Below are 19852 nucleotides of genomic sequence, written 5' to 3' on the forward strand. Positions count from 1 at the left end.
CAGATCAAAATACACGTTCGGGTTTCAGGTTTCATCTCGCTCAACAGGATGTCAGGTTGCGATGAATAACCAATTTGCTTTTACCCTGAAAAGTCTTCGTTTCGACGAACACTATCAACCCTGCGAAAAGACCCGCATCACCACCAACTTTGCCAACCTCGCGCGCGGCAGCAACCGCCGGGAGAACCTGCGCAATACCCTGCAGATGATCGACAACCGCTTCAATGCCCTGGCCCATTGGGACAACCCGACAGCGGATCGCTACTCCGTCGAGCTGGATATCATTTCGGTTGAAATGGACCTCGGTGCGCCAGATAGCGCGCGCGGCCTGCCGTTGATCGAGATATTGAAGGCGACCGTAGTCGATCGCGTCACCGGTGAGCGTACCCAGGGCATGGTGGGCAACAACTTCTCCTCCTACGTGCGCGATTACGACTTCAGTGTGCTGTTGTTGCAGCACAACAAAGGGGCGTCCGCGTTCGCCGTTCCGGAGAACTTCGGCGAGCTGCATGGCAAGCTGTTCCAGCACTTCGTCACGTCCAGCGCCTACCGCGAGCACTTCGCCAAGCCCCCGGTTATCTGCCTGAGCGTTTCCACCAGCAGGACGTATCAGCGCACTGACAATCACCACCCGGTATTGGGCATCGAGTACCGCCAGGATGATTATTCGCTGACCGATGAGTACTTCAAGCAGATGGGTTTGAAGGTGCGCTACTTCATGCCGCCCAACAGCGTTGCACCGCTGGCGTTTTATTTCTCCGGTGATTTGCTGGCCGATTACACAACGCTTGAACTGGTCAGCACCATCAGCACGATGGACACCTTCCAGAAGATCTATCGCCCCGAGATCTACAACGCCAATTCCGTGGCGGGCAAGTCGTACCGGCCAAGCCTGCAACATGAGGATTATTCATTGACGCGCATCGTCTATGACCGCGAAGAGCGCAGCCGGCTGGCGCAAGAGCAGGGTCAGTTCGTCGCTGAACACTTCATCAAACCTCACCGCGCTGTTCTCGAACAGTGGGCCGCCAACTACACGGTTTGATCCGTTAACAGAGCAAGGTTATCTACTGTGAAAAAACTGCTACCTACTTCGACTGCCGGCAGCCTGCCGAAACCTTCCTGGCTGGCCCAGCCCGAAACGCTCTGGTCGCCCTGGAAGCTGCAAGGTGCTGAACTGACCGAAGGTAAACAGGATGCTCTGCGTCTGGCGTTGCAAGCGCAGCAACTGGCGGGCATCGATATCGTCAGTGACGGTGAGCAAACCCGTCAGCATTTCGTCACCACGTTCATCGAGCATCTGAGCGGGGTTGACTTCGAAAAGCGCGAAACTGTGCGCATTCGTGACCGTTATGATGCCAGCGTGCCAACCGTGGTGGGTGCTGTTGCGCGGACAAAACCGGTGTTTGTCGAAGACGCCAGGTACCTGCGCCAATTGACCGACCAGCCGATCAAGTGGGCACTGCCGGGCCCCATGACCATGATCGACACGCTGTACGACAGCCATTATAAAAGCCGTGAAAAGCTGGCGTGGGAATTTGCCAAGATCCTCAACCAGGAAGCCAGAGAACTGGAAGCGGCAGGCGTCGACATCATTCAGTTCGACGAACCGGCCTTCAATGTGTTCTTCGATGAAGTCAACGACTGGGGCATTGCTGCCATGGAGCGGGCAGTCGAAGGCCTGAAGTGTGAAACCGCGGTGCATATCTGCTACGGCTACGGCATCAAGGCCAACACTGACTGGAAGAAGACCCTCGGCTCGGAATGGCGTCAGTACGAAGAGGCGTTTCCGAAGCTGCAGAAGTCCAGCATCGACATCATCTCGCTGGAATGCCACAACTCCCATGTGCCGATGGACCTGATCGAACTGATCCGTGGCAAGAAGGTGATGGTCGGCGCGATCGATGTCGCGAACCACACCATCGAAACGCCCGAGCAAGTGGCCAGCACCTTGCGCAAAGCGCTGCAGTTCGTCGATGCCGACAAGCTGTACCCGTGCACCAACTGTGGCATGGCGCCGTTGCCTCGGCAGGTTGCCCAGGGCAAGCTGAGCGCGCTGAGTGCGGGTGCAGAGATCGTTCGTCGGGAGCTTTACGGGTCATCTTTCTGAGGGGGCTTCAGAAATGCCGGGGGCTGCCTTGCAGCCCTTTCGCGACACAAGGCCGCTCCTACAGGGACCGCGTACTACCTGCTTGCGCGGTCCCTGTAGGAGCGGCCTTGTGTCGCGAAAGGGGTGCGCAGCGCCCCCGACGTACTCGAGCCAGGCACAATCTACATCTGCGCCAGCGCACCTTTGTACAGCACCGGCCCCGTCGGCTGACCAGTCGGCGATCCGCCTTTCGGTTCAAGGCTGATCGCCAACACCACGTCCTTGCCGAGCAACCGGCTCTGAGCCTGATCAAGCTTGAGCGTGCTGCGCCCAGTTTCGGCGATCAGCCCGAGCGAGACCGGCTTGCTGCCCGCGGCAATCGCCCAGAGTTGCAGGCTGTGCGCTGGGGTAATTGCAGTTAGCGCCAGCGCTTCGATGTGCAGCTGGTCTGCACCAGCGTCAATCCGGAACACAGCCTGCGCACTGTCACTCAGCAGAGTGGCGCGGTAGCGACTGTCGTCTAGGTTGGAGATCACGCCAAACACCACTGCCACCGCCAGCGCACAAGCCACCACGCCGATGCGTAGCCCGTTCCACCACCCGCGTTTAGTCGGTTCAGTGACCGGCTGCGGTTCGATGCGTGCCTTGATCCGCTGCCAGACATGCTCTGCAACGGGCGTCTCAGGGATAGTCTCGGTCATGCTGGCCAGGCAGGTTTGCCACTGGGCAAGCTCTGCACGCATTGCCTTGTCCTCAAGCAACAGCCGTTCAAAGCGCCGCTGCACCAACGCCGGCATCAAACCGATGGCGTAGTCACCAGTCAGGGCGCGGCGCAGGGCAGGGGTTTGATAGTTCATGATTCAAGGCACCTGCGCAGGCGCTCCATACCACGGCGGATCCACGACTTGACCGAGCCCAACGGGGCCTTGAGGTGAACGGCGAGTTCGGTACAGGACAAACCCTGGAAATACGCGACCGCGATCGACTGGCGTTGCATCCCTTCAAGCGTGTCCAGGCAACGATTCAGCGCGCCGGCCTCGCGGGCAGTACTCAATTGCTCATGTGCAGAAGGGCTTTGATCCTCCAGCAGCTGCGCTTCGACATCGCTCAGGGAACGTTCACGCTGCTTGCGCAAGTGATCCACGGCCTGATTGCGGGTGATGTTGATCATCCAGGTCATCGGCGCGGAAAGGTGCGCCTGATATCGGGAGGCGTTATGCCAGATGCGCACGAAACTCTCCTGCAGCACGTCTTCAGCCAGATCGCCGCGTCCCATGAAGCGCAGGGCAATCCCGTGCAAGCGCGGGCTGACACTGCGATAGAGCGTTTCGAAGGCACGTCGGTCGCCCAGCGCGGTGGATGCCAGGAGTTGCGCCAACTGGTCACTTTCGGCGATTGAGATAGCTGTTCTCCTGGCAATCGGGTTGAGTGATGCGAGGCTTCGATTGCAGTCAGAGAATAGTGTACGAAGCGGGTCTGGGCCATTCACTGAGCGGCGCCTGGCAAATACCGCCGCGCCCCGTCCGATGGGCGCGGCGGCAGGCCTCAGCCTTTGGGCATCAGGACCTTGTCGATCACCTGGATCACGCCATTGGACTGGTACACGTCGTAGGTGGTGATGTCGGCCACGTCACCCTTTTCATCCTTGAGGGTGATGTTGTGCGGCCCGTTCATCATCGCCCACAACTTGCCGCCCGCCACGGTGGTCAGTTCGGCTTTGCCGCCGCCCGCCTTGATCTTGGCGGCAAGGGCAGCCATGTCGAGCTTGCCGGCAACCACATGGTAGGTGAGCAGCTTACTCAGGGTGGCCTTGTTTTCCGGTTTCAGCAGCGTGTCGACGGTACCTGCGGGCAATGCCGCGAAGGCTGAGTTGACCGGCGCGAACACGGTGAACGGCCCTTTACCTTTGAGTGTATCGACCAGCCCGGCCGCTTTCACCGCTGCGACCAACGTAGTGTGATCAGCAGAGTTCACCGCGTTGTCGATGATGTCCTTGCTCGGCAACATGCTCTGGCCGCCCACCATGACGCTGTCCTGGTTCATGCCCGCCGCTTGCGCGGTACTGATGGTGAAATTACCGGCGAAGGCGAGCGTCAGCAGGCTGGCGACCAGCTGCGTTTTCAATGCAGTGCGTTTCATGGTGGTGATCCTTGCAGGAGGTATCGGCCAGGAAGGTCTGTCCGTGCTTGATATACGCGCGGGCTGGTGGGTTGGATGCAGTGAGGGCGACGTTTATTTTTGGGCGGGCGGAGCAAGCGCGGTGTTCTGGCAAGGTGGCTTGCTAAACAGCGGGCGGGCGGTTAACGTCGTCGTCATGAGCACACTGCGCAGCACGCCGACTACCACCACCACGACCTCAAGTGACGGGTCGAGGGTGCCTGCGTGAGTTGATCGAACAGCGCCCCCAGAGACCCGCCAGCAATGGATCGGGTCTTTTTTTTGCCCTGATTTTTTATCACTGACGTAAGGATACGAGCATGTATGCACTTCTGATTCTCGACATGCAGGTTGGACTGGTGCATGGGCCGGACAAGCCGTGGCGCATCGGGCAGGTTATCGATAATGTGAACACGCTCATCGAGCAGGCCCGCGACCAGGGCGCGCCTGTCTTTCTCGCGCGTCATGTGGGGCCAGCAGGCTCTGCAATAGAGGCGGATAGTCCACTGACGCAGATCATCCCGCAGTTGCAGTTACAGGGCGAAGAAGTGATCTTCGAGAAGCGCCGGCCCAGCGCCTTTGCCCACACAGATCTAGCCGAGCAACTGCGTGAACATGGCTGTGAAGGCGTGGTCGTGACCGGTATGAAAACCCAGTATTGCGTAGACAGTACGTGTCGGGCGGCTCGCGACAGTGGCTTTGACGCAGTGCTGATTGCCGACGGTCATACCTGTTCCGACACCCCCGCACTTGGCGCCGAGGCCATCGTCGCTCATCACAACGCAACGCTGGCCGGTGCATTTTGCCGCGTGCTGCCCGCTGAGGGTTGGCGCTTCTGAAGTCACGCTGATCGGCTCGGGCCGAGTCGATCAGCGTGGGCCTTACAGTTCCAGATCCAATAGCGCCTGCATGGTTTGCCGGCGCCTGATCAGACGAATATCGCCATCCTCGATCAGCACCTCGGGCAACAACGGCCGACTGTTGTAGTTCGACGACATGGAGGCGCCATAGGCCCCTGTATCGTGGATCACCAGCAGGTCGCCGACACAGGCCTGGGGCAAAAGCTGGGCAACCAACCCGTGCTCATCCTGGGTGAAAACATCGCCCGACTCGCACAGCGGGCCAGCCACCTGAGTCAATTGCACTGGTCGCTCGACTGGATTGCCGTCGGCATCCAGCACGGTCATCCGGTGATAACTGCCATACAGCGCCGGGCGCATCAAATCGTTGAAGCCGGCGTCGACCATGATGAAGCGGTTGCCGCCCATCTGTTTGACCGCACGCACCTCGGTCACCAGGTAGCCCGACTCGGCAAGCAAGAACCGCCCCGGCTCAATCTCCATGTGCACTGCATGGCCAAGCATTGCTTCGATCTGGTTTTTTGCCGCTGCCCAGGTTCGGGCATAGCGCTGGATGTCGACCGGAGTATCGCCGTCCCGGTACGGTACCGATAAGCCGCCGCCGATCGAGAACGCCTCGATATCCATGTCCAGTCGGCCGACCAGCTCGACCATCGCCTGGGCAACCTGCTCCAGGTGGGCATAATCCACACCGGAGCCGATGTGCATGTGCACGCCCACTAGATGCAGGCCGTAGGCGCGGATGCAGTCGAGGGCCTCGCCGAGTTGCTCGTGCCAGATGCCATGCTTGCTGTTTTCGCCGCCCGTATTGGTCTTGCGGCTGTGGCCGTGACCGAAGCCCGGGTTGATCCGCAGCCACACCCGGTGCCCGGGGGAGCACTCGCCCAGCTGTCGGAGCATGTCGATCGAGCCCGCATTGACCTCGATGCCCGCTTCGACCACCCGCGCCAGCGTGGCGCGATCCAGCACATCGCTGGTCAGCACCAGCTCTGCTGGCTGCTGATCAAGCTTGGCGCCTGCAGCCAGGGCCCGTTCGATTTCGCCCAGTGATACCGCATCCAGGGCCAGGCCTCGTGCGCGCATCAGGCGCAGGATATGCAGATTCGGGTTGGCTTTTTGCGCATAGCGAACCAGATCGAAGCCTTGCAGCTGGTCGATCCTGGTGTTGATGGTGTTTGCGTCGTAGGCCCACAGCGGCGAGCCATGGCGGCGAACTGCGCTGGCCAGTAAGTGGAAGGGGGTGGATTCAGGCATGGGGTAATCCTTATACGGGGGGCGTACAAGGTTGAGGTAAGAGGCATATTTATAAAAATAGCTTTTTATGTGCCGGCAATTCATATCTGATATGGCAATTGTACTAGGTCGGTGCCGCTGTGAAGCTTACTTTCCGTCATATCGAGATCTTTCGGGCCATCATGTCAGCCGGCAGCGTGACCGGGGCGGCACGCCTGCTGTTCACCTCGCAACCCACGGTCAGTCGTGAGTTGGCGAGATTCGAGCAACTGGTGGGGTTGAGCCTGTTCGACCGCGAAGCAGGGCGCTTGAAGCCGACGGCGCAGGCGTTGTTGCTGCTGGAGGAAGTGGAGCGTTCGTACATCGCGCTGGAGCGCATCGATCGCTGCGCCCAGGCGATTCGCAACTTTGAGCAGGGCAGGCTGGCGATCACTTGCCTGCCACTGTTTTCGCAGACGTTGCTGCCGGAGGTGTGCCAAAGCTTTCATCAACACTACCCCGGCGTGAGCGTAAGGATCGAAGCGCAGGAGTCGCCACAGCTGGAAGAGTCTCTGATTGCACAACAGCATGATCTTGGGCTCACCGAGGTCGAGCAAACGCCACACGGGACCGTCGCTGAGTTGTTGTTCAGCGCAAGCATGGTCTGCGTATTGCCGAATCAGCACCCGTTGCTCGACAAGGGCCAGCTTGAACTCAGCGACTTTCACCAGGTTAATTTTATCAACCTGTCCAGCCTGGATACCTATCGCCAGCAGCTGGATCAGCATTTCAGCGCGGCGGGCGTCAACCGGCGCACCGTCATCGAGACGACCAATGCCGCCTCGGTATGCGCGATGGTCAGGCAGGGGCTGGGCGTAGCGGTCATCAATCCGCTAAGTGGTCTGGACGCTGCGCGCAGTGGCCTGTCGATCCGCAAGTTGGCTGTCAGCGTACCTTACAAGGTAATGCTGACTCGCCCAGATCACCGCCCCGGCTCGGCGGCGGTCGATCGCTTCTGCCAGACGCTGCGGGCGCAAGCGCGCAAGATGAGTGATGCCTTGGCTACGGGGCTGTAAATTCACTTTGTCCGTTACGAGCGCAGCAGCAGAAGTGGTTCTTGCGCTAAATCCAGACGTCGCTGTCAGCAGTGCGCGCGCCGCCCTCATGCCCCGTGTTCAAAATCCCTCGCGGTTCGATCATCATCAGCTTCGCTTCGCCCTGTGCTGCGGTTCTATGTTCGATCCCGCGTGGCACAACGTACAGTTCGCCAGCGCCGACATGGACGCTGCGCCCCGGCAGATCGATGCGCAAAGTTCCTTCGAGTACCAGAAACGCTTCATCGGTTTCCGGGTGGGCGTGCCAGATGAATTCGCCCTCGATACGCACCACTTTGAACTGGTAGTCGTTCATTTCGGCCACGACCCGTGGGCTCCATTGCTGTTCTATCAATGCAGCTTTTTGCGCGAGGTTGATGGGCTGGGTTTTGCTTACAGAGGCTGATTCAGGCATGACGGCTTCTCTCGGATTGGAGTCGCCAGCCTACCGAGTGGGTAGTCACCGATCTTGTACGATCCTGCAACTCAGCGTGTAGCTCGCAAGCGTTCCAGCCAACGCGAAGGCGACACGCCATAGCAGCGAGTGAAATGCCGAGTCATGTGGCTTTGATCATGAAAGCCAGCCGCAAGGGCGGCATCGACCAGGCTAAAGCCCCGCACGATCATGCCGCGCAGCAGGTCCAGGCGGCGCAGTGTGACGAAGCGGTAGGGACTGGTTCCGTACAGGGTGCGAAAGTCTCGCGACAGGCTCCAACGCTCGCGGCCGCTGGCGTGTTCGAGCATCTCGAGCGTGATGCCAAGCTGCAAGTGGCCCATGATGAATTCGCGCGCACGTTCTGCTGCGCGATAGTCCAGACGCTTGCGCCCCCGCGGTTTACCGCCGACCGCCAGCAGTGCCATGGCTAGGTCGTAGAGGGCGTCCTGTTCTTCAAGCGGCTCCAACTGATGATCCAGCCCTTGCACCAGTGCCTCACTGGCGCGATACAACCGCGGATCGTCAGACAAGCCGCCCCTGATGAAGGGCAACGGCTGCCCTGCAAGAATGGTCTGGATCGCCGCCGGATCAATATAGGCCATGCGGTAGCGAAAGCCTGCATCGGTGCCGGCCATACCGTCGTGCAGTTCGTCCGGGTGCAGCACCAGCGTCTTGCCCACAACGCTGTGGACCAGCGCACCGGTGTAGTGAAAGCTCTGCACACCCGCCAGGGTGCGGCCGATCGAGTAGGTGTCATGACGGTGAGGATCGTAGCCGTGACCACCAAACCATGCTTCGATACGCTCTACACTGCCCGTTTGGGCACTGCGTATGACCCAGTCAGTGCTTGAGAGTGCGGTTCGGTCCATGACGGGGGGTCCATTGGTAGATAGAGACTGCGTCGATTATCTCACTGCCAGCAAGGTGTAACACATCGGCACCTGCACCTCGCCGCGCTCGTAAACGTCGTAGAGTTCTTCGCGGTTCGAATGCGGGTACTCGGTAAATGCCTGCAGTTGCAACGACGCTTGCAGCACAGCGGTAACGATGTCGCTCATCCGGTGGATGTGCCAATACGATGTCACCCCATTCGCCTCACCCTGGCCTTCATAAACAATGGCCTTGTCTTCAACCACAGGCTCTGTCTGGAAGTAGCTGCCGCTGATACGCCAGGGGTCGTTGGACTCAGGGTCGAGCATTTCCAGGAACGGGTGAGTTTCATAGATGGCCAGCGTCCCGCCCGGCTTCAGCGTGCTGGCGGCGTGGCGGAAAAACGCGGACAGATCGGGCATCCAGTTGAGCACGCCAATTGTGATCAGTACCACGTCGAAGCGCGCGTTCACCGAGGCCGGTAGCTGGTGGATGTCGGCCTCGATGAACTCGACAGCGTGGGGCGATCTTGCGGCCAGCTCATGGGCTTGCTGCAGAAATGCGGCAGACTGATCGACGCCCACCACATGCTCTGCGCCTAGCGCATACAGCGAGAGCGCTTCGCGGCCATTATTGCAGCCCAACTGCAGTACCTGTTTACCGCGAAGATCGACCTGCTTGAGCAGCGCCGTGAGTGTCGTGTCCAGGCAGGAGAACTGCGCATGGGCAACCTCGGTCAACAAGCTTTGCCAGGTGGCACTGTTGCGATGCATGTCGGCAGAGGCGTTCCAGGCATCGCGGTTGCTTTCGATCATGTGTTTGAACGAGGGCATGTCAGACTTCACTCCATGAAGGTGCCAGTGAGTCCCCGGCTTACGGCTTAGTGAACGCGCAGGTGAGGTCAAAAGCAAATACCCAGCCAGCGACCCGAATTAAACACCGGCCTTACCTGCTGCTACAGGCTGACGGTTACTCCAATTCAGCAGGGCTGCACAGCGAGCCGGTTGCTGACCTTGCGGCCCAGCACCAGCACCGTCATGAAACCGCAGGCGACCAAAGCGGTGGCCAGGCTGAGCAACGCTGCAGTACCCAACTGATCGACGATCTGCCCACCAAAGAACGAGCCCAGCGCAATGATCACCTGGAACATCGCCACGAACAGCGGCATGCCGCGTTCGACGTCCTTGGGCGCGACGATGAACATCCAGATACTGGCGCAGGCCGGGAACGCACCGAAGGCGAAGCCCCACAGCGCAATCAAGATGGCCGCGCCGGTCATGCCGGTGGCGAAGTGAGGGAACAGCGCAGTGCTGATACCGATCATTACAGCCACCAGCATCAAGGTATAACGCACGCTGCGGTTGGCGGCAAAGCCGGCAAAGATATTGCCCAGCACACCGGCCACGCCGTACAGCAACAGCAGCGAGCCAATGGTCGGTCCGTCGAAGCCGGCATTCTGTTTGAAGAATGGCGCCACGTAGGTATATGCCGCAAAGTGCGCCAGGCCAATCAGCAACACGGCAATCAGGCCAATCCGCGCCTGCGGATTGATGAACAACGCCGGCAGGTCACTGACGCGGATGGCCTTTTCCGGATTGAGCCGCGGTAGCAAAAACACCTGCGCCAACAGCACGGGAATGCCTACCAGTGCGGTCACCAGAAAGGTCATGCGCCATCCCATCAGGCCGCTCAGCCAAGTACCGACCGGCACGCCGAGAACGGTGGCCAGGGTGACGCCAACCATGATGATCGAGGTCGCCTGTGCCACGCCGACACCCTTGGGCGCGAGGCGGCCACTCAGGGCAATCGCGGTGGCCCAGAAGCCACCGATACTGATGCCCAGCAGCACGCGGCCGAACAGCAGCAGGCTGAAGTCGCTGGCGTAGGCCACCACTGCGTTGGCGATGATCATGATCAGGGTCAGGCCGATAAGCAGGTACCGGCGGTCCATAGTGCCGATGCCGACTGACAGCAGCGGGGCAGCGAGGGCCGCCATGATGCCGGGCACGGTGACCATCAGCCCGGCGTGGCCGGCGCTGATGCCCAGGTCGCGGGCGACGTCGTTGAGCACGCCCACTGGCAGAAACTCGCTGGTGACCAGGGCAAATGCGCCCACGGCGACCGAGAGGATCGCCAGCCACTGCTGTGCGACGCTTTGTTGATTGTGTTCAGGGAGGCCGCTAGGGGCCTGGCTGGCGCTTGGCATGAGGCTTGGTTCCAAGGATGAAGTCGCCTTGAACAGGCGGGAGAGGGCGGATTGGCGGGCATTATAGAAGTCGCCTGGCGCAAGCGGGCAGACGTGCGGTTCGATAGTAATCATCAGTGTTATCGATGAAAGGGGCTGAACAGAGCGGCCGCAGATGCCGGGTATTCAAGCTTGCCGCAGCTTGCTCTGGGAGCGTTAGAATCGAGCGAGCGCATCGACTTACGCCAACATGGACGGCGATTATGAATCAACTGACAAACCAGCACCTGTTGACGATCATCCAGACCAATGCGATCAACCAGCAACTGCTGGCGCTGCTGCCAACGTTGCAGATCCCTGACTGCATGCTGGTGGCAGGCTGTCTGTTCCAGACCTACTGGAATCACCAGGCAGGTCAGCATGCCGAATGGGGCATCAAGGACTACGACATTGCTTACTTCGATGACGATCTCTCCTGGGAGGCAGAGGATCGCGTGATCCAGCGTGTGCACGAGGCCTGCGCGCACCTTGGTGTCAACGTCGATGTGCGCAATCAGGCCCGTATCCACCTTTGGTACAAAACCAGGTTCGGTGCTGACTACCCGCAGCTTCGCAAGGCCACCGACGGCATCGACCGCTACCTGATCGCTTCGACCTGCGTCGGCGTTGATGTTTATAACGGCGAGCTGTACAGCACTTACGGGCTGGATGATTTGCAGCACAACGTCCTCAGGCTCAACCCGCTCAACCCGCTGGCTGGTTTGTTCAACGACAAGGCAGCAAGCTATCGCCAGCGTTGGCCTTGGCTGAAACTGGCTGATCAGCATTGACAGTGCCGGTCACCCCCTTACAATCGCGCCCCCTCGATTCAGCACGCACAGCGAGAAGGAGCTTCGATGCAACGGGTGATGATTGTTGGCCAGCCGGGTTCGGGCAAAAGCACCCTGGCGCGGCAGCTTGGTGAGCGCACCGGTTTGCCGGTTGTGCACATCGACACCATTCACTGGCAGCCGGGCTGGGTCGAACGCAGCCGGGATGAGAAGACGCGGCTGTGCGCTGAGGTCGAGGCGGGTGATCGCTGGATCTTCGAGGGCGGCCATTCTGCGACCTGGGAAAATCGGCTGGCGCGCGCCGACCTGTTGATCTGGATTGACCGATCGACTCCGCTGCGGTTTTGGCGGGTGTTGCTGAGGACGTTGCTCAATCATGGTCAGACCCGGCCAGACCTGCCGGCAGATTGCCCGGAGTTGTTGGGCAATCTGCCAGAATTTTTCCGCTTTATGTGGCAAACCAGACAGTCGGCGCGGCGCAAGATGCAGCAGTTGGTGGTGGATGCACCGCAGGGTTGCCGGGTGGTTTGCTTGCGTTCTGATCAAGAGACCCAGGCGTTTTTGGCCATCTTCGACTAAGGATTCGCGGTGCGCTCGGGAAGTTGGGCCGGTGCTGCCTCTATCGCAATGTCTTTTGCATGATGATCGTGCGCTCGGCACCGTGAAATTCGTCGCGGACCTCGCTGAAGCCCAAGCGCCGATAAAATGCCTGAGCAGTGATCGACGAAGGCACGCTCAACTCGCCAAGGCCTCTGGCCTGCGCCACTGCCTCAAGCTTGCGCATCAATTGCTGCCCAAGCCCGCGTCGCTGAAAAGCAGGACTCACAAATACACTGCGCACAACGGCCCCATCCAGGCTCGCCGTAGCTACTAACTGGTCATGCACCGTTGAGACATACACCTCACGCAAGGCAATCAGTTGCTCGACCGCTGCGGGTGAAAAACTGCGTTGCACCTGTTCAATGATGTCTGCCGAGTAGTCCTTGGCGTTGGACTCACGCAATGCGCCAATCACTACAGCGCTGATTGCTGCTGCGTCCGCCACGGTTGCCGGTCGAATCACAGAAGTCATCCTAGGCCCCGGCTTGAGTTGGAGGTGTACCAAGGTACTGCGGACTCGAGATGAACGTGTTTCTGTTTGGCCGGCAGCAACGGTGTGTCGAGCGTGCCTAGTGCAATCGAAACCCAATCAGCGAACTCACCCGTTGAGCGCGACCAGAACAGGTTTGATCCGCACTCGCCGCAGAACTCACGTTTTACTGTGGCTGATGATGCATAGGCCCTGATGCTCGACTCGCCACTGAGGATGCGTAGCGCGTCGCGTGGCACGCTGGCGTACGACGCGAATGCTGCGCCGTGACCTTTGCGGCATTGACCGCAATGACAGTGGCTGACGGCTTTTGGCGGCGTGAGTAGCTGGTAGCTGACGGCTCGGCAGAGGCAACTGCCGCTATGGGTTTCGGTCATGTGCTTCTCCAAGGGGCGAAGTGGCAGCGTAGCCAGTTGTGCCGGGTGGGTCTAGTCGGGGGAAATGGGGCCGCTGCGCAGCCCTTTCCGACCGGTCCGGCGCCCCGGCAAGGCCGCTCCTACAGGGGGACCGCGTCAGCAGGTAATGCGCGGTCGGTGTAGGAGCGGCCTTGTGTCGCGAAAGGGCTGCAAAGCAGCCCCAAAATCCCAGGCTCACACCGTCAGGCCCTGACCTCCACACTGCGTGGCTGCACCCCAATCCTGAACCAGATCGAATACATCGCCGGGAGAAACACCAACGTCATGATGGTGCCAACCAGCGTGCCGCCGATCAGGGTATACGCCAGCGTGCCCCAGAACACTGAATGAGTCAGCGGGATAAACGCCAGGATCGCCGCCAGTGCCGTCAGCAGCACTGGCCGGGCGCGCTGGACCGTGGCCTCGACCACTGCATCGAACGGATCCAGCCCGGTGCTCTGGTTCTGATGAATCTGCCCGATCAGGATCAACGTGTTGCGCATGAGGATACCCGACAGCGCGATCAGCCCGACCAGCGCGTTGATGCCAAACGGCTGCTGGAACAGCAACAGCACCGGCACCACGCCGATCAAGCCCAGCGGCGAGGTGAGAAAGACCATGACCATCGCCGAGATCGAGCGCACCTGCAGGATGATGATCAGCAGGGTCAGGGCAATCATGATCGGCAGCAATGGCACGATCGCCTGACTGGCCTTGGCCGACTCTTCGATCGAGCCTGCCATCTCGACCCGGTAGCCCGCCGGCAGCGTCGTGACGATCGGCTGCAGCGCCTGCCAGATCTGCGCGGACACATCCGGCGGCTGCAGGCCTTCGGCGGTATCGCCGCGCACGGTGATGGTCGGGCTGCGGTCACGCCGGCGCAGCAGCGGGTCTTCCATGCGCACGCTGACCTCGCCAACCTGGCCGAGGGGAATGCGCTGCCCGGCGGCGCCAACCAGGCTGAAGTTTTCGATCCTGGCCGGATCCAGCCGGGTGTCGCCAGCCGCGCGCGCCTCGACCTGCACTTGGCGGATGTCCTCGCGTACCGCCGTGACCGGCACACCGCTGAGCAAGAACTGCAACTGCTGGGCGACCGCTGCAGAGCTCAGGCCAACCGCCTGCAAGCGGTTCTGATCCAGCGAGAAATGCAGCGTCGGTACCCGCGTGCCCCAGTCGGCGTTCACTGTCTTCAGCAGCGGGCTGGCCTGCATCACGCTTTGCACGCGCGCAGCGATTTCACCCAGTTGCGCGGTATCCGGGCCGGTTACCCGGTACGCCACGGGGAACGGTGAGTAAGGGCCGAACACCAGTTGCGTCACCCGCACGCGGGCTTCGGGGGCCAGGCCTTCGGCGGCCGCCTGGCGCAGGCGATGCTTGAGCGCCTCGCGCGCTTCCTGGCTGTCGGTGAGCACAACGATCTTGGCAAACGAAGGGTCAGGCAGCTCGGGCGCCATCGCCAGGAAGAACCGCGGCGGGCCCTGGCCGATATACGAGGTGACGATCTTGGCCTCCTCTTGCTTGCGCAGCCACGTCTCAACCTTGATGGCTGCGGCGTTGGTCTGCTCGATCGAGGTGCCGTATGGCAGCTGCAACTCAACCAGCACTTCTGGCCGATCAGATGTCGGGAAGAACTGCTTCTTGACCAAGCCCATGCCCAAGACCGCGGCCACGAAGGCCGCGATGACCGCGCCCGCCACCAGCCACTTGTGCGCAATCACCCGCGCCAGCAGCGAGCGAAAGCGGTTGTAGTGGCGGGTGTTGTAGATCGCGGCGTGGCCGCCTGGCACCGTCTTGATGTCCGGCAGCAGTTTGACCCCAAGGTAGGGCGTGAAGGCTACCGCTACGATCCACGAGGCAATCAGTGCGATACCAACGATCCAGAACATGTTGCTGGTGTATTCACCGGCGGTGGACTGGGCGAAGCCATTGGGCATGAAGCCGATGGCCGTCACCAGCGTGCCGGCCAGCATGGGTGCAGCGGTGTGGCTCCAGGCGTAGGCGGAGGCCTGGAAGCGGTCGTAGCCTTCCTCCATCTTCACCACCATCATCTCAATGGCGATGATGGCGTCATCGACCAGCAGGCCCAGCGCCAGAATCAACGACCCCAGGGTGATCCGGTCAAAGCTCTTGCCGGTCGCCGCCATCACCACAAAGACCATGGCCAGGGTCAGCGGCACGGCGGCCGCGACCACGATGCCCACCCGCCAGCCCATGCTGATGAAGCACACCAGCATCACCACCAGCAGGGCGACCACGAACTTGACCATGAACTCGTCGACCGAGGCGCTGATATTGACCGCCTGATCGGTGACCTTGCTCAGCGTCATGCCCAGCGGCATGGCCTGGTTGATGCTGGCTGTTTCCGCTTGCAGCGCCTTGCCCAGCTCCAGGCCGTTCCAGCCTTCGCGCATCACCACGCCCAGCAGCAGGGCCGGCTCACCGCCATTGCGCACGAGGAAGGTGGCCGGGTCCTGATAGCCGCGCTCGACGTCGGCCACATCGGCCAGGGTCAAGGTGCGGCCTAGGGCGGCAACCGGGGTCTGGCGGATCTTTTCCAGTTGGTCGAAGGCACCATCGACCCGCACCACCACCTGCGGGCCATGGGTTTCGACCGAACCGGCCGGGGTCAGTGCGTTCTGCTCGTTGAGCGCGGCGAAGATCGCTTGCGGGGTGACGCCCAGGGTCGCCAGGCGATCATGGGAAAACGACACAAAAATCCGCTCGGCCTGTTCGCCGATGATATTGACCTTTTTTACCCCCGGCACATGCAGCAGGCGCTGGCGCAGCCCTTCGGCGTCGCGCACCAGCTGGCGTTGCGGCTCGCCTTTGGCCTTGAGCGCATACAGGGCAAAGGTCACGTCGGAGAATTCGTCGTTGATCATCGGCCCGATCACGCCGGCCGGCAGCGCCTTGGCTTCATCGCCGAGCTTCTTGCGCGCCTGGTAGAACTCCTCCTGCACCTGGGAGGGCGGCGTGCGGTCCAGCAGCGAGACCATGGTGAAGGCCAGCCCGGCGCGGGTGTAGGTCTCGCTGCGGTCGTACCAGCGCAGCTCCTGCATGCGCTTTTCCAGCGGTTCGGCCACCAGGTCCTGCATCTGCTGCGCTGTCGCACCGGGCCAGGCGCTGACGATAGTCATCTGCTTGACCGTGAAGGGTGGGTCCTCGGCGCGGCCGAGTTTGAAGAACGCCAGCGCGCCGGCGAAGGCGATCAGCACGATCAGAAACAGGGTGATACCGCGCTCGCGCACTGCCAGCGCCGACAGATTGAAACGCGACGCACTCATGGCTGGCTCCCGGCAACGTTAGCTGCGGGTGCGACCAGCACCGGCTGATCATTGCGCAGCAGGTGCGCGCCGAGGGCGACGACCTGTTCGCCGGCAGCCAGATCGCCGACTACCCGCGCCGCATCGTCGCTGACCCCGAGCACCTGAACCGGGCGCCATACGACCTTGGCCGGTTGCCCGGTCACGACCCATACGCCACTGCCGCTGCCAGGGTCGTACAGCGCACCAATCGGCACCTGGCGGGCATTCTCTTCGGTGATCTGGGGGGCAAGCACGAGGGTAATGGTCGCGCCCAGCGGCGCGTTTGCCAGAGGCCCAGCCAGCACATACCTGGCTTCAAAGGTGCGGGTGGTGCTGTCGGCAGCCTCGGACAGCAGGCGTAATCTGGCCGGAACAGCTTGGGCCTGCTTGCCATACAACGTTGCCTGCGCGATCGAACCGGCGGCCGGGCGCAGTGTTTCCGGCAGGTGGACCACAGCCTCACGCTGGCCGGCGCGGGCCAGCCTGACCACCGCTTGCCCGGCGCTGACGACTTGCCCCGGCTCAGCCAGGGTATCCATCACCACGCCGTCGGCATCGGCCAGCAGTACCGCGTAGCCGGTGGCATTGCTGGCCACGTCCGCCTGCGCCTGGGCGGCTTTGAGCTGAGCCGTGGCGGAGTCTGCAGCTGCCTTGAGCTGGTCGTAGGCCGAGGCGGACACCGCGCCTTCCGCCACCAGCCCGCGATAGCGGGCTTCGTCGTCGCTGGCCTGCTTGGCCCGTGCCCGGGCAGCCGCAACCGCCTCTTGCTGGGCACGCGCCTGCAGCTTCAGGTCAACCGGGTCCAGGCGCATCAGTGGCTGCCCGCGCTGCACCGTTTGCCCGGTGTCGACCAGCCGTTCAAGGATTTTGCCCGGCACGCGAAAGCCCAGGTCGCTCTGGGTGCGGGCGACCACTACGCCGGTGAAGGCGCGGGCTGCGGCGGAGGCGTTGGCCACTGGCGCCGTTCTGACCAGCGGTGGCTGATCGCGGGGGTCGTTACTGGCCGACGAATCGCCGCACACCACCAGGACGATAGGCAGCAGGCAACTGGCAAATGCGGCAGGGTGCAGGCGCATGGGATCCATTACTCAAAGGCATCAAGGAATCCCATTTTTGTTCTGGTGACTAAATCTGTCAATGGTCACAGTTTGATTTTCAAGGCGCCAGGCTCCTCAGAATCAGCGCCGGCAACTGCACCACGGCCGTTGCAACCGAGTCCAGGTTGTATTGCAGTTGCGCTGCGTTGACGTAGGGCATGAGCACCAGGTAGATCGCTTCGGTTGTTTCATCCAACGGGGTCTTGCGCTCGAATTCGCCCGCTTCGCGGCCCTCGATCAAGACCTGCTGAATGACCTGGCGAAGGTGCGCCTCATGTGCCTGGACTGACGGCCACTGGTCGCGCGAGGCCACTGCGGCGATGTCGTACAGCTTACGTTCGTGGAAGAACAAGTCGCTCCCAGTCTCAGCGATGGCGCGGAACAGCCGCCTGATCTTCTCTGCGGCTGTGGGCGCGTCGGCGATGGCGGTGGTCACCAGCTGCCTGATCATCGCCAGCCGGTTGGCGCAGATCACTTCACCAATGGCCTGCTTGGAGTCAAAGAATTTGTAGATGTATGCCTTGGAAAAACCAATGGCCTTGGCCAGGTCCGAGACCGTGGTTTTTTCGTAGCCGTAGTGGGCGAAATGCTGCATGGCCGCCTGGATGACCTGGTCGCGGACATCATGGTCGGCTGGGCCGCGAGTGGGCGCTGGGGAGGTATTTGTCGTCATGCTCAAAGCGTACTCTGCTGAGGGCCGGATTGACAGTGAGTGACCAATCTATAATATGGTCACAACCTGTTACGGTCTATGGGAATCATCATGCAGCCTTATCGAAGCATCGCCCTCATCCTGAGCGCCAGCCTGTCTGCAGGGTGCATGGTGGGGCCTGATTATAAACAGCCGCAGGCGCCGCTTGCCGATCACTATCAGGGCCGGGTGGGGACGCAGCCACAATCGGCAGGTACCGTAGCCAACCTCGATCAGTGGTGGACAGGCTTTGCTGATCCGGCTCTCAGCGGGTTTGTCCGCCAGGCGCTGGCGCAGAACCTCGACCTGGCCCAGGCTCAGGCGCGGCTTGCTCAGGCCCGGGCCGCGTTGGGTTCAGCCAACGCAGCGCTTGCACCGTCTGCCGGAGTCGATGGCCAAGCGGCCCGTGCCTATCAATCGATCCAGACACCCTTGGGTCAGGTGCTCGATGCAACGCCTGGCTATGACCGGTACGGCAACAGCTATGAGCTCAACCTGGTTGCGGGCTGGGAAATCGACGTGTTCGGCGGGCTGCGCCGCGACCGCCAAGCCGCATTGGCCGAGTACCAGGCTTCTGAAGCCGGGGCAGTGGCGACGCGGCTTGCCGTGGCCGCCCAGACCGCTGACCTGTATACCAGCGTGCGCGGGCTGCAGGCGCGTTTGGCGATCGTCGAACAGCAAGTGCAGACCCAGCGTGAGCTGCTGGCCAAAGTGCAGTTGCTCAACCGCAAGGGCGTTGCCGCAGATGCCGAGCTGCGCCAGACCGAGGGCGAGCTGGCGCAGGTCGAGGCCCGTGCGCCGCTGTTGCGCTCGGCGCTGGACGCGGCGCTCAACGCGTTTGATGTAACGCTCGGCAGCCCGCCGGGGACCCACCGCGCCGCGCTTGCGGCTGGGGTGGCGATTCCCCAGGCACCCCAACTCACCGACATTGGCGCACCCGCTGATCTGTTGCGGCGCCGGCCGGATCTGATCGCCGCCGAGCGCAGACTGGCGGCTGCCAATGCCTCCATCGGTAGCGCGATCAGCGAGTATTACCCGAAGTTTTCCCTGGGTGCGTTGCTTGGCAGTGCGACGACCTCGGGTGGCCAACTGTTCAGCGGTGGGGCGAGCCAGTCAGCTGTGTTGCTGGGGCTGCGCTGGCGGCTGTTCGATTTTGGCCGGATCAACGCCGAGATTGACCGCGCCAGGGGGCGTGAGGGCGAGGCGTTGGCTTTTTATCGGCAGTCGGTGCTGAGGGCGTCGGCAGATGTCGAGAATGCGTTGTCGGTGTTGCTCAACCGCCAGGCGCAAGCCGCTACGCTTGCGGCTGGCGAGTCATCGCTGCAGCAGGCGCGTCGGTCGTCCTTTGCGGCCTATCAAAAGGGCGCCGCCAGCCTGATCAATGTGCTCAATGCTGATCAGCAACTGCTGCGTGCTTCGGATGCCAGGGCGGTGGCACAAACAGAAACCGCTCGTGCGGCAATTGCAGCGTACCGAGCGTTGGGTGGGGGCTGGTCGCCCGCTGAGGCCGTTACGCAGCGGCCTCAGTAGGCAAAGCTCAC

General features: G+C 61.6%; 20 protein-coding genes. 7 read left to right on the forward strand and 13 right to left on the reverse strand.

Features of this window, described 5'->3' with window-relative positions; all coding sequences use genetic code 11:
* Window positions 1–61: 61 nt before the first annotated feature.
* Both ACQZ2L_RS07335 and ACQZ2L_RS07340 read left to right on the forward strand, forming a co-directional pair.
* The gene (locus ACQZ2L_RS07335) at window positions 62–1045 is read left to right on the forward strand and encodes a DUF1852 domain-containing protein (protein WP_430325427.1); all 984 of its coding nucleotides are present in this window, start codon (window positions 62–64) and stop codon (window positions 1043–1045) included.
* 27 nt (window positions 1046–1072) lie between these two features.
* Window positions 1073–2110, forward strand: a complete 1038-nt coding sequence (locus ACQZ2L_RS07340) for a methionine synthase (protein ID WP_430325428.1) — start codon at window positions 1073–1075, stop codon at window positions 2108–2110.
* 161 nt (window positions 2111–2271) lie between these two features.
* On the opposite strand, the gene ACQZ2L_RS07345 is transcribed toward ACQZ2L_RS07340, so the two are convergent.
* From ACQZ2L_RS07345 to ACQZ2L_RS07355, 3 genes are all read right to left on the reverse strand, one after another.
* Window positions 2272–2946 (reverse strand): anti-sigma factor, encoded by a 675-nt coding sequence (locus tag ACQZ2L_RS07345; RefSeq protein ID WP_430325429.1) that lies wholly within the window; start codon window positions 2944–2946, stop codon window positions 2272–2274.
* Entirely contained in the window at window positions 2943–3509 is a 567-nt protein-coding gene (locus ACQZ2L_RS07350; RefSeq protein ID WP_430325476.1) for a sigma-70 family RNA polymerase sigma factor, read from the reverse strand. Before ACQZ2L_RS07350 ends, ACQZ2L_RS07345 begins: the two co-directional genes overlap by 4 nt.
* 125 nt (window positions 3510–3634) lie before the next feature.
* Complete coding sequence (locus ACQZ2L_RS07355; RefSeq protein WP_430325430.1) at window positions 3635–4228, reverse strand: fasciclin domain-containing protein; 594 nt, start codon at window positions 4226–4228, stop codon at window positions 3635–3637.
* Window positions 4229–4566: 338 nt separating this feature from the next.
* On the opposite strand from ACQZ2L_RS07355, the gene ACQZ2L_RS07360 reads away from it, so the two are divergent.
* On the forward strand, window positions 4567–5085 hold the full coding sequence (locus tag ACQZ2L_RS07360) for a cysteine hydrolase family protein (protein ID WP_430325431.1): 519 nt from the start codon (window positions 4567–4569) through the stop codon (window positions 5083–5085).
* Window positions 5086–5127: 42 nt separating this feature from the next.
* Here ACQZ2L_RS07360 and lysA read toward each other — a convergent pair whose 3' ends face one another.
* Entirely contained in the window at window positions 5128–6360 is a 1233-nt protein-coding gene (gene lysA, locus ACQZ2L_RS07365; protein ID WP_430325432.1) for a diaminopimelate decarboxylase, read from the reverse strand.
* Window positions 6361–6479: 119 nt separating this feature from the next.
* Here lysA and ACQZ2L_RS07370 point away from each other — a divergent pair, with 119 nt between their 5' ends.
* Window positions 6480–7394, forward strand: a complete 915-nt coding sequence (locus tag ACQZ2L_RS07370; RefSeq protein ID WP_430325433.1) for a LysR family transcriptional regulator — start codon at window positions 6480–6482, stop codon at window positions 7392–7394.
* Window positions 7395–7440: 46 nt separating this feature from the next.
* Here ACQZ2L_RS07370 and ACQZ2L_RS07375 read toward each other — a convergent pair whose 3' ends face one another.
* The 4 genes from ACQZ2L_RS07375 to ACQZ2L_RS07390 all read right to left on the reverse strand — a co-directional run bounded on the left by ACQZ2L_RS07375 (window position 7441) and on the right by ACQZ2L_RS07390 (window position 10924).
* Window positions 7441–7827 (reverse strand): cupin domain-containing protein, encoded by a 387-nt coding sequence (locus ACQZ2L_RS07375; RefSeq protein WP_430325434.1) that lies wholly within the window; start codon window positions 7825–7827, stop codon window positions 7441–7443.
* Window positions 7828–7898: 71 nt separating this feature from the next.
* A complete protein-coding gene (locus tag ACQZ2L_RS07380; RefSeq protein ID WP_430325435.1) occupies window positions 7899–8717 on the reverse strand; it encodes an AraC family transcriptional regulator in 819 nt (272 codons plus the stop codon).
* A 36-nt stretch (window positions 8718–8753) separates the two neighbouring features.
* A complete protein-coding gene (locus tag ACQZ2L_RS07385; protein WP_430325436.1) occupies window positions 8754–9551 on the reverse strand; it encodes a class I SAM-dependent methyltransferase in 798 nt (265 codons plus the stop codon).
* A gap of 146 nt (window positions 9552–9697) precedes the next feature.
* Window positions 9698–10924 carry an MFS transporter gene (locus ACQZ2L_RS07390; protein ID WP_430325437.1) on the reverse strand — a complete coding sequence of 409 codons (1227 nt, stop codon included), beginning with the start codon at window positions 10922–10924 and terminating at the stop codon, window positions 9698–9700.
* Window positions 10925–11166: 242 nt separating this feature from the next.
* Between ACQZ2L_RS07390 and ACQZ2L_RS07395 the strand changes: the two genes are divergently transcribed.
* Entirely contained in the window at window positions 11167–11733 is a 567-nt protein-coding gene (locus tag ACQZ2L_RS07395) for a nucleotidyltransferase family protein (RefSeq protein WP_430325438.1), read from the forward strand.
* Window positions 11734–11799: 66 nt separating this feature from the next.
* Complete coding sequence (locus tag ACQZ2L_RS07400; protein ID WP_430325439.1) at window positions 11800–12312, forward strand: AAA family ATPase; 513 nt, start codon at window positions 11800–11802, stop codon at window positions 12310–12312.
* Between the two features lie 40 nt (window positions 12313–12352).
* Here ACQZ2L_RS07400 and ACQZ2L_RS07405 read toward each other — a convergent pair whose 3' ends face one another.
* The 5 genes from ACQZ2L_RS07405 to ACQZ2L_RS07425 form a co-directional block, all read right to left on the reverse strand.
* Entirely contained in the window at window positions 12353–12805 is a 453-nt protein-coding gene (locus tag ACQZ2L_RS07405) for an N-acetyltransferase family protein (RefSeq protein WP_430325440.1), read from the reverse strand.
* The gene (locus ACQZ2L_RS07410) at window positions 12802–13200 is read right to left on the reverse strand and encodes a GFA family protein (RefSeq protein WP_430325441.1); all 399 of its coding nucleotides are present in this window, start codon (window positions 13198–13200) and stop codon (window positions 12802–12804) included. Before ACQZ2L_RS07410 ends, ACQZ2L_RS07405 begins: the two co-directional genes overlap by 4 nt.
* A 221-nt stretch (window positions 13201–13421) precedes the next feature.
* Window positions 13422–16502, reverse strand: coding sequence for an efflux RND transporter permease subunit (locus ACQZ2L_RS07415; RefSeq protein WP_430325442.1), 3081 nt, complete (start codon window positions 16500–16502; stop codon window positions 13422–13424).
* On the reverse strand, window positions 16499–17599 hold the full coding sequence (locus ACQZ2L_RS07420) for an efflux RND transporter periplasmic adaptor subunit (RefSeq protein WP_430325443.1): 1101 nt from the start codon (window positions 17597–17599) through the stop codon (window positions 16499–16501). Before ACQZ2L_RS07420 ends, ACQZ2L_RS07415 begins: the two co-directional genes overlap by 4 nt.
* Before the next feature lie 79 nt (window positions 17600–17678).
* Window positions 17679–18293: a TetR/AcrR family transcriptional regulator gene (locus ACQZ2L_RS07425; RefSeq protein WP_430325444.1), complete on the reverse strand. Its 615-nt coding sequence runs from the start codon at window positions 18291–18293 to the stop codon at window positions 17679–17681.
* Window positions 18294–18383: 90 nt separating this feature from the next.
* On the opposite strand from ACQZ2L_RS07425, the gene ACQZ2L_RS07430 reads away from it, so the two are divergent.
* Window positions 18384–19841, forward strand: a complete 1458-nt coding sequence (locus tag ACQZ2L_RS07430) for an efflux transporter outer membrane subunit (protein ID WP_430325445.1) — start codon at window positions 18384–18386, stop codon at window positions 19839–19841.
* The last annotated feature ends 11 nt before the right edge of the window (window positions 19842–19852 follow it).

It is taken from the genome of Pseudomonas shirazensis, assembly GCF_050496565.1.
GTDB classification, from domain to species: Bacteria; Pseudomonadota; Gammaproteobacteria; order Pseudomonadales; family Pseudomonadaceae; genus Aquipseudomonas; species Aquipseudomonas shirazensis_A.